Below are 9913 nucleotides of genomic sequence, written 5' to 3' on the forward strand. Positions count from 1 at the left end.
CGAAATTGATTCACTCGCAGCGCGAGTGCAGCTATGTGTCGTGTAGAAGCTAGTTGTTTGATCCCACGGTTTGATGGTGCGATCCTTTCTTTGGAATGGAAGGATGCCTTATGGGACAAGTTCGTCACGGAAGCGCCACGACCACGCACGCCGTCAGAGCAGCAATACAGCGATCGCAAACTTCGCTCGCGCAGCTGAGCCGGGAGCTGGGCATCAATCCGAAGACGGTGGCTAAGTGGCGCAAGCGCGTGACGGTCGAGGATATGAAGACGGGACCCACGGACCCACGCTCGACGGTTCTGTCCGAAGCGGAGGAAGCAATGATCGTCGCTTTCCGCAAGCATACGCTTCTGCCGCTGGACGACTGTCTCTATGCCTTGCAGCCATCCATCCCACACCTGACACGATCAGCGTTGCACAGGTGCTTGCAGCGGCATGGCATCTCTCGCTTGCTCGACGTGGAAGGCGACAAGCCGAAACGGTCGAAGTTCAAACGCTACCCTATAGGGTTCTTCCACATCGACATTGCCGAGGTTCAGACCGCTGAAGGCAAGCTGTATTTATTCGTCGGCATCGACCGCACGAGCAAGTTCGCCGTGACCCAGCTCGTCGACAAAGCCGACAGGAAGACGGCCTGGGAATTCTTGCAGCACATGCTCGAAGCCGTGCCCTACCAGGTTCACACCATTCTTACCGATAACGGCATTCAGAATAGCCCCGAGTTTCTTAGACGCCTTCGCGTCTCATCTTTTGCTGCCGTTCGAACTCGGCGGGCGACAGCATCCCGTTCCTCGCATGCTTGCGCTTCGGATTGTAGAACATCTCGATGTAATCGAACACGTCCTGCCTTGCGTCTTCGCGGGTCCGGTAGGTCCTGCGCCTGATCCGCTCGCGCTTGAGGAGGTTGAAGAAGCTCTCGGCGACCGCATTGTCGTGACAGTTGCCGCGGCGGCTCATTGAATGCTCAAGATTGTGGGCGCGCAGGAACGCAGCCCAATCCATGCTGGTGAACTGGCTCCCCTGGACGCCCTTCTAAGAGTCAAGCGGCGATCTGGCTCTGGTTGATCTCCCGATGCCGCCTCATGATGATGCCGAAGACATCGCGCGCAATGTAGCGTTTGAGGCAGCGGATGGCCTCCAGCTTGGAATTGCCCGCAGCGATGCGCCTAGCGACATAGGCCTGCGAACGTGCGTCCAATCTCAGGCGACCGATGGCAATGATGTGGAGAGCGCTGTTGGCGGCGCGGTCACCTCCCCTGTTCAACCTGTGCCGCACTGTCTTTCCTGAAGAAGCCGGGACCGGGCTCACGCCGCACAATGCCGCGAAGCTTGCCTCTGATTTTAGCCGATCCGGGTTGTCCCCAGCCGTCAGCAGCAACTGTGCCGCGCTGTTCAAGCCGATCGCGGTTTGGGCGAGCAGCTCCGGGGCGAGATCTTTGACGATGGCTTCGATCATGTCGTCGAGGTCGGCGACCTCGTCATGCAGTTCGAGATAGCGCCGGGCCAAAGACTTAAGAGAGATGCGATAGGCCTCTTCTACCTGGCGATACGCCGTGAGATCGGGGCGCCAGGCAGCAAGCGTCCGGATCAGCTGCATCCGCGTCATGGATCGCAAAGGCTCCCGGATCCTGTCTGGCGCGCAGACGATCGTCATCTGGATCATCTGCAGGGCAATCCGGCGCGCCTGAACGGCGGTTTTGCGGCAAACCCTCAGGACACGCAGGCTTTCTACCATTCCATCTCGGCTGCGCGGCGTGACGGTGTGGCGCTCGGCAAAGGCGGCATGTGCTGCGCTTTCTGCATCGTAGTCGTCGTTCTTGCCGCGGCGACGGCGATCAAGTTTGTCAGGTGCGGTCACTTCCAACACCTCGACACCTGCGGCTTGCAGATAGCGCAGCAGACCGGCGCCATAGCTGCCCGAGCACTCGACCCCGACACGGCGCAGGTCGCCGAAGGACCGCATCCACGCCAGCATCAAACGATAGCCATGCCGTGTTGTCGGGAAGCTCTCGGTGCCGAGAACACGGTCACGATGGTCGACGACGGCCGCGACATGCAAATCCTTGTGCGTATCGACGCCACCGATGACATGAGTTTCTTCTGGATAGACTGCCATCCGATTATCCTCTCCTGGGTCGCCTGTTCGCTCGTTGCGCCGAAGAATGCACGGACAGGACAGTCATGGGACCGAATGGTCATGCCCTTCTGGAGTCACGGCGCACCTTCGAGGCCAAGCCTCACCGCAGGGCGTTCCCGGATGATCGACAGGTCCAGGGAAAGACACGTGTTGGATCGATCGGAGTGAGGGTCAGATCACACCGGAAAGCCCTGCGGCACCAATCCAGCGAACGGTCGATCGGTGTTTGAGTCAAACCATCCGAGAACTGGCATCAAGCGTATGACTATCCGAATGGATCAGCACCTTTCCCTTCGGCTTGCGCCGCCAGACGGCCATAAGCAGGGCCTGCAAAACGACATCCGTTGTCTGCCTGCTTTGCATCGACCAACCGATCACACGCCGGGAATAGAGGTCGATGACCACCGCGAGATAGACGAAGCCTTCCAGCGTCCGAATGTAGGTGATGTCCGTCACCCAAACCCTGTCCGGGGCCTCGACGTCGAACTGCCGGTCGAGGGTATTATCGACCACGACCGATGGCTTGCCGCCATAGCTGCCAGGGCGGCGTTTATAGCCGATCTGCGCCTTGATCCCCGCAATCGGCATTGTTGCAAAAGTCGGCCGTTGGCCGGATGTCTCCCTTTCCCCGTTGAGTTCATGCCACGCGTTTGATCTCGGCAGTACCGAGTGCATTGAAACGGTTCATGAGCGCAACGCGGATCTGGACTTCGGCTGTCTGGCGGTCCGGATCGCGTGAGGCGATGCGTTCCCCGAATGCGTTGAGGCATTTCATCTTTGCCTCTATCCGACTTCGGACGTGATACCCGGACCAGCGCTTCCAGGCGGCCCTTCCCAGGTGTTGTGTGGCTTTGAGGATCTCGTTGCGCGCCTTGGCGGCGGGACAGTCCTCCCGCCATCGTCGCCCGTTCTTGCGGATGGGTATGACCGCTGTGCCACCGCGCTCCAGAATTGCGGCATGGCAACGCCGGGTGTCGAAGGCTCCATCGCCGGTTACGGTGCCAATCTGTTCATCACGGGGGATCTGGTCAAGCAGGTGGGGCAGCACAGGGCTGTCGCCCTTGTCGCTCGAGGTAAACTCTACGGCGCGGATGTCGCCAGTGGACGTATCCATTGCCAGATGAACCTTGCGATATTGGCGTCGGCGCTGCGTGCCATGCTTGCGCGCAAGCCATTCGCCGTCACCCAGAAACTTGATCCCGGTGCTGTCCACCAGCAGGTTCAGCGGACCCGGCGCACGGCGGTTCGATATCCGCACCGTGATACGCTTTTGCCTCCGGCTCAGGGTTGAGAAATCAGGCACTGGCCAATCGAGGCCGGCCATCGACAGAATACTCTCCACCATCCCTGTCGTTTGTCGGAGCGGAAGCCCGAACAGGACTTTCACCATGAGGCAGAACTGAATGGCCGCATCGCTGAAAACCGCAGGCCGGCCGTTACGCCCAGTCCTGGGACCGCGCCACGCCATGTCCTTGTCCAGCCAGATCAGCAAGGAACCGCGCTGCTTCAGCGCTCCGTTGTAGGACTTCCAGTTCGTCGTGTGGTAGCGGGCGGGTTCAGGCTTGGTCATCCCAGCCCCTTAAACCCACAGATTCGACGTGTGAATCCTGCTCGCTGGAGACTTCTGCAACAACGCCCCGGGAACCTCCCAACGATGCCGGGCATCTGGCCCGACTATCCGGCACCGATCTTTCGCCCTGCCCCGGGGCGAGGATGGCAGCTGACCAAAGCAAGATGGGGCATGCCAACCCCGCCTGCGTATCTCGAAGGCAAGCGCACGGACCCCGGGGTGACCAATATCCGCAATGTCGCCTCGCCGCATTGGCGGCGCTGGCTCGGCGTCGAACACCGCTGCCTCGTCCCCTTCACCAGCTTTTCCGAGCTCGACGGAAGGGCCGGCGCGCCGCGCAACCATCCGGTCTGGTTTGCCCTCGGCCCGGATCGACCGCTGGCCTTCTTTGCCGGCATCCGAACCGAATGGATCTCGGTGCGCAAGCTGAAGGAAGGCGAAGTGACGACCGAATTGTTCGGCTTCCTCACCTGTACTCCCAATCGCGAGGTGCGACCGGTTCATGAGAAAGCAATGCCGGTGATCCTGACGCGGCCGGAGGAGTGGCGGACCTGGTTGACGGCACCGACAGAGCAGGCGCTGCGCCTACAGCGCCCCCTGCCCGACGGCGCCCTGGAAATCGTTCTGGAGGGTGCGCGTGAAGATCCTGCGTGACCGGCCAATCTCGACAGCCACGACCGATCCCTTCAGCCTGGCCCCTGCTCGCGTCCATGAAGCGGGAGGCGCGGGCAGAAACAGTTTCGCTCTCTTCCAGGCCTCCCGGCACCCGGGTCCACTGTTCTGGATCCTGCCACAGCACGAACCCCTGCGCCCCATGGCACGGGGATTGCCTGCCGGCATTGGGGAGCGCCTGCATCTGATCGAGACCCGCTCGGAACCCGACCTTCTCTGGGCGATCGAGGAGGCCTTGCGCGCTCGACCCTCCGGCCTCGTCATCGGCGAACCTGCTAAGCCGCTCAGCCTGACCGCAGGACGGAGGCTGCAACTGGCCGCCGAAGCCGGGCAAACCACCGGCTTGCTGCTGATCCGGGAGGGTCAGGGCAGCAACGCGGCCGAGACCCGCTGGAAATGTGATCCGGCAGCCGGAGCCGCGGACTCGACTCATCATCAGTGGAGCCTTAATAAGAACAAATCAGGAACTCCTGGACTTTGGACCGTGCAGTGGGATGGCGCGACGACTGCTTGCCATATGGTTTCCGAGGCTGGCCAGTGACGTCAGCCTGCGGACACGCCCCGTCGAGGGGCCCTTTGCCCTGACGCATCGCGCGGGCAATGCCGATCAGCTGCTCTGTCTTAATGCTGCTGCGCGAGCTCAGGGCCTGCATCGCGGCATGCCCCTGGCAGATGCCCGGGCCCTTGTGCCCGATCTGGCGACACGCCTCGCGGATCCCGTGCGTGAGATGGCTGCGCTGGTGGCTCTGCGCCGGTGGGCGGTGCGCTATGCGCCTCAGGTCGCAACAGATGGCGACGACGGGTTGATCGCGGACATCACCGGGGTCGCACATCTCTTCGGCGGCGAGGAGGATCTGCGCGGCGATCTCCAGGCCCGGCTGATCCAGGCGGGGCTGAACGTGCAAAGCGCGATTGCCGGAAGCCGCGGCGGCGCGCATGCGCTGGCCCGGCATGGCGGCGGGATCGTGCCGGATGGATTGCTGGCGGAGCGGCTCGGTCACCTGCCGGTCTCGGCACTGTCTATCTCGCCGGAAATTTCCGAGTGGCTGTCGCGCATGGGACTTTCTCGCATCGCCGATCTGATCCCCCTGCCCCGGGCTCCGCTCGCGCGCCGGTTCGGGCCCGGGCTGGTCGCGACGCTGGACCAGATGCTCGGCACCATGCCTGAGCCTGTCGGTGCCCTGCCCGAGGCGCCGCAGTTCGGGGTGAGAATGACCCTGCCCGAACCGATCGGGCTTACGGGGGATGTGATGGCGGGGCTCGACCGTCTGCTCGAGCGCCTCTGCGGCAAGCTGGCCTCAGCCCATATGGGCGCGCGGCGCGTGCGGCTGGAACTGCGTCGGGTCGACAAGGCGACTGTCACGGTCGAAGTCGGGCTCGCACGGGCGATGCGGGATCCCGTCCGCATTTCGGCGCTGTTCCGCAAGGGCGTCGAAGAGGTCGATTCCGGCTATGGGATCGACGCGCTTCGCATCAAGGCCGTGGTGACCGAACCCCTGGCCCCACAACAGATCGGAGAGGCAAAGGTCCGGCAGGAAGACGAGCTCAACGACCTGATCTCCCGCCTCGGCAATCGGCTGGGCTTCGACCATGTGCTGCGGTTTCTGCCGGCCGAGAGCCGCATCCCGGAACGGAGCTTCCTGACGGTGCCGGCCGCCTACAGCGAGACGACCCCCCTGCCCTTCCGCAAACGTCCCCGCCGGCCCGCCATGATCTTTCCGCCGGAGCCGGTCACTTCGGCGTCCGGGCATCCCCCGGCGCGGTTTCGCTGGCGACGGATGAGCTTCACCACCCTGCGCGCTGCCGGGCCAGAACGGATCACCCCGGAATGGTGGTTCGACGATCCCGCCTGGCGCAGCGGCGTTCGGGACTATTGGCGGATCGAGACGAAGGAAGGGCCGCGGCTCTGGCTCTTTCATACCCCCATGGCCCCGGCCTGGGCCGTGCAGGGGACATTCCTGTGACCGCCTATGCCGAACTCTGCGTCACCACCAACTTCACCTTCCTCACGGGCGCGTCGCATCCCGAAGAACTGGTGACGCGGGCGGCCGAACTCGGGCTGACGGCCATCGCGATCACCGACCGGAATTCGGTGGCGGGTGTAGTTCGGGCCTTCTCGGCCCTGAAGGAACTGACGCGGCTGCGGGAAGCCGAACATGCCGGTGACGAAGGTCCGGCGATCCGGTCACAGCGGGTTACCGATCCCTCCAGCCGGCAGCAGCTGTTAACCGGCCAGAACCAGACAGCTGCGGGGATCCAGCCGGAGAGCCGCCTGCCCCGCCTGATCCCTGGCGCCCGTCTCGTATTCACCGACAGCCCGGTCGAATGGCTGGCCCTGCCCACCGATATCGCGGCCTGGTCGCGGCTGACCCGGCTCCTATCCCTCGGCAAGCGCCGTGCCCCCAAGGGCGAGTGCCATCTGCAGGAGGCGGATCTGCAGGACTGGGGCTTGGGCATGATCCTGATCGCACTGCCACCCGATGTGCTGGATGCCGATTCCCCCGAGCTGCATCGGATAGAGACCAGCCTTCGACGGGTTTCCCGCAGGTTCGCCGGGCAATGCTATCTCGGTGCGGCGCCCTTCTATGACGGACAGGATCAGGAGCGGATAGACCGGATCGCCATCCTCTCTCAGGCCACCGGCCTGCCCAAGGTCGCTGTGGGAGAAGTCATGATGCACCGCTCGGCACGCCGCCCGCTGGCGGATGTGCTGACCTGCCTGCGCGAGGGTTGCACCATTGATACCATCGGCGAGCGACGGCTGGCCAATGGCGAACGCCGCCTGAAGGCCGGTGCCGAGATGGCCCGGATGTTCCATCGATACCCGGCGGCAATCCGCCGCTCGGTCGAGATCGCCGACCGCTGCGCCTTCCGGCTCGACCAGCTGCGCTACCAGTATCCGGATGAAGCACAGGATGGCGAACCAGCGCAGGCAAGGCTGGAGCGTCTGGCCCGCGAGGGGCTGCATCGCCGGTATCCAGACGGTGCGCCGCCAAAGATTGTGACGCGGGTCGGGAAGGAACTGCGGCTGATCGCCGAAGTGGAATATGCGCCATACTTCCTGACAGTCCATGACATCGTGGTCTTCGCGAGGTCCCGTGGCATTCTATGTCAGGGGCGCGGGTCGGCCGCCAATTCGGTGGTCTGCTATCTTCTCGGCATCACCGAGGTTCCGCCGGAGAGCATTACCCTGATCTTCGAGCGGTTCATCTCGAAGGACCGCGGCGAACCACCCGACATCGACGTCGACTTCGAGCACGAGCGGCGGGAAGAGGTGATCCAGTGGATCTATGAACGCTACACGCGTGAGCGCGCCGGCCTGACCGCTGTCGTGATCCACTTCCGGTCGCGGGCTGCGATCCGTGAGGTCGGCAAGGTCATGGGGCTGAGCCAGGACGTGATCGCCCGGCTCTCGGGGCAGATCTGGGGATCATCCTCTTCGGCGCCGGGAGAGGACCGGCTGCGGGATGCCGGGTTGAACGCGGACAACTTCCGTGTCGCCCTGGCCATGCAATTGATTGGCGAGATCATCGGCTTTCCCCGGCACCTGTCGCAGCATGTTGGTGGTTTCGTCATTACACATGGCCGGCTGGACGAGCTGTGTCCGATCGAGAATGCAGCGATGGAGGATCGCACCGTCATTGAATGGGACAAGGACGATATCGACGCGCTCGGCCTTCTGAAGGTCGATATCCTTGCGCTCGGCATGTTGACGGCGATCCGCAAGGCCTTCGGTCTGATCGAGGATCACCGGGGCAGGAAGCTGACGCTGGCGAATGTCCCGGCCGAGGATGGTCAGGTCTATGAGATGCTCTGCCGTGCCGATGCCATCGGGGTCTTCCAGGTGGAAAGTCGGGCGCAGCTCAATTTCCTGCCTCGGATGCAGCCGCGCAAATTCTACGATCTGGTCTGCGAGGTCGCCATCGTCAGGCCTGGTCCTATCCAGGGCGGCATGGTGCATCCCTTCATCAATCGGCGGCAGGGGAAGGAGAAGGCTGAGGATCTGGGCCCCGCAATGATGGAGGTGCTTGGACGCACCTATGGCGTTCCGCTGTTTCAGGAGCAGGCGATGCAGATCGCGGTGGTCGCGGCGGGCTTCTCGCCGGCGGAAGCGGACCGGCTGCGCCGCAGCCTCGCGACTTTCAAGCGGATGGGGACCATCGGCTCGTTCCGGGACAGGTTCATTGGTGGCATGCTGGCACGTGGCTATGACGCCGAGTTCGCGGCACGCTGTTTTGCCCAGATCGAGGGCTTTGGCAGCTATGGGTTTCCGGAGAGTCATGCCGCGAGCTTTGCGAGGCTGGTCTATATCTCGGCCTGGCTGAAGCATCATCATCAGGCGATCTTCACCTGTGCACTGCTGAACGCACAACCGATGGGCTTCTATGCGCCGGCGCAACTGATCCGGGATGCCCGCGATCACGGCGTCGAGGTGCGGCCGGTCTCTGTGAACCATTCGGAATGGGATTGCACCCTGGAGCGCCGCCCGGACGATGCGCTCGCCTTGCGGCTCGGGTTCCGCCAGATCAAGGGCATGCGAGAAGAAGATGCGGGCTGGATCGTCGGAGCCCGCGGCAACGGCTATCCCGATGTGGAGAGCCTGTGGCGGCGAGCGGGAGTCCATCCCGATGCACTGGAGCGCCTGGCGGAAGCGGATGCCTTTGCCTGCCTCGGGCAGAACCGGCGGGACATGCTCTGGCAGGCGAAAGCCCTGAGAGCGCCAAAGCCGCTGCCGCTGTTCGGCATGGATGGGGAAGGGGGCGCGGAACCTTCCGTGCGTCTTCCGCAGATGACGCTCGGGCAGGAGGTGATTGAGGACTATCTGGCGCTTCGGCTTTCGTTGCGGGCCCATCCGCTGGAGCTGTTGCGGCCAAACCTGCCGGAAAGCCTTCCGCACCAACAGCTGTCAGAGGCGAAGGGCAGGGTGATCGTCACCGGCCTGGTCATCACCCGCCAGAGACCGGGAACAGCGTCCGGGGTGGTCTTCGTCACACTGGAGGATGAGACCGGAGTTGCCAATATTGTGGTCTGGAAGAAGGTGTATGAGGCTTTCCGAAAGGCGGTGATTGCTGGGCGCTTGCTGCGGGTGGCCGGCAGGATCGAGCGGGAAGGTGCAGTTGTTCACCTCGTTGCAGAGCAGATCGAAGACCTTTCGCCGCGCCTTGCGACAATCGGGCGGCAGCTGAAGATCGGGGCCGAGACCGAGCGGGCAGGGGAGACGGTGCGGCCGATCCGAACCGGGGGCGGAGCGGCTGCGCGGCATCCTCGCGAGCAGGCTCGGAAGCTGTTCCCCAGCAGGGACTTCCACTGAATAGCAGAATGACTGGCGCAGTATCAGCAGAGGTTATGAAAAAGTTGAACGCGTTCAACTTGTCTTCGGTAGTGACGTGTAGGTCCCCGTCTTGGGGGAAGGCGCGAGACCTGGCTGGGCGCTTCCCATGCCGTGAAACTGAAAGTTGAACGCGTTCAACTCTCGGAAAGCTGGTAGCATTCACCGGACAATTCCTTTGGCCACGTAAGCTCCGCCCTCTGCA

General features: G+C 63.3%; 6 protein-coding genes and 3 pseudogenes. 5 read left to right on the forward strand and 4 right to left on the reverse strand.

The genetic code is table 11. From position 1 onward, the window contains the following. Positions 1-110 precede the first annotated feature (110 nt). Positions 111-710: pseudogene (locus tag JCM7686_RS24245) on the forward strand (IS481 family transposase); the annotation flags it as partial. A 16-nt stretch (positions 711-726) separates the two neighbouring features. Here the strand turns inward: JCM7686_RS24245 and JCM7686_RS23215 are convergent. The 4 genes and pseudogenes from JCM7686_RS23215 to JCM7686_RS23230 form a co-directional block, all read right to left on the reverse strand. Next, positions 727-1023 (reverse strand): annotated as a pseudogene (locus JCM7686_RS23215) (IS3 family transposase); the annotation flags it as partial. A gap of 16 nt (positions 1024-1039) precedes the next feature. Beyond that, positions 1040-2116: an IS110 family RNA-guided transposase gene (locus JCM7686_RS23220; RefSeq protein ID WP_020952734.1), complete on the reverse strand. Its 1077-nt coding sequence runs from the start codon at positions 2114-2116 to the stop codon at positions 1040-1042. A 288-nt stretch (positions 2117-2404) separates the two neighbouring features. Beyond that, positions 2405-2719: pseudogene (locus JCM7686_RS23225) on the reverse strand (DDE-type integrase/transposase/recombinase); the annotation flags it as partial. Positions 2720-2774: 55 nt separating this feature from the next. Continuing rightward, on the reverse strand, positions 2775-3707 hold the full coding sequence (locus JCM7686_RS23230) for an IS5 family transposase (protein WP_020952736.1): 933 nt from the start codon (positions 3705-3707) through the stop codon (positions 2775-2777). Between the two features lie 84 nt (positions 3708-3791). Between JCM7686_RS23230 and JCM7686_RS23235 the strand changes: the two genes are divergently transcribed. From JCM7686_RS23235 to JCM7686_RS23250, 4 genes are read left to right on the forward strand one after another with little or no spacing between them, the layout of a single operon-like run. After that, entirely contained in the window at positions 3792-4361 is a 570-nt protein-coding gene (locus JCM7686_RS23235; protein ID WP_020952737.1) for an SOS response-associated peptidase family protein, read from the forward strand. Next, positions 4345-4920 carry an ImuA family protein gene (locus tag JCM7686_RS23240; protein ID WP_020952738.1) on the forward strand — a complete coding sequence of 192 codons (576 nt, stop codon included), beginning with the start codon at positions 4345-4347 and terminating at the stop codon, positions 4918-4920. The genes JCM7686_RS23235 and JCM7686_RS23240 overlap by 17 nt, the downstream gene beginning before the upstream one ends. After that, positions 4874-6343 carry a Y-family DNA polymerase gene (locus tag JCM7686_RS23245; RefSeq protein ID WP_084621333.1) on the forward strand — a complete coding sequence of 490 codons (1470 nt, stop codon included), beginning with the start codon at positions 4874-4876 and terminating at the stop codon, positions 6341-6343. The genes JCM7686_RS23240 and JCM7686_RS23245 overlap by 47 nt, the downstream gene beginning before the upstream one ends. Next, positions 6340-9690, forward strand: coding sequence for an error-prone DNA polymerase (locus JCM7686_RS23250; RefSeq protein WP_020952740.1), 3351 nt, complete (start codon positions 6340-6342; stop codon positions 9688-9690). The genes JCM7686_RS23245 and JCM7686_RS23250 overlap by 4 nt, the downstream gene beginning before the upstream one ends. Positions 9691-9913 lie beyond the last annotated feature (223 nt).

Origin of the sequence: Paracoccus aminophilus JCM 7686, assembly GCF_000444995.1 — a bacterium.
Classification (GTDB): domain Bacteria; phylum Pseudomonadota; class Alphaproteobacteria; order Rhodobacterales; family Rhodobacteraceae; genus Paracoccus; species Paracoccus aminophilus.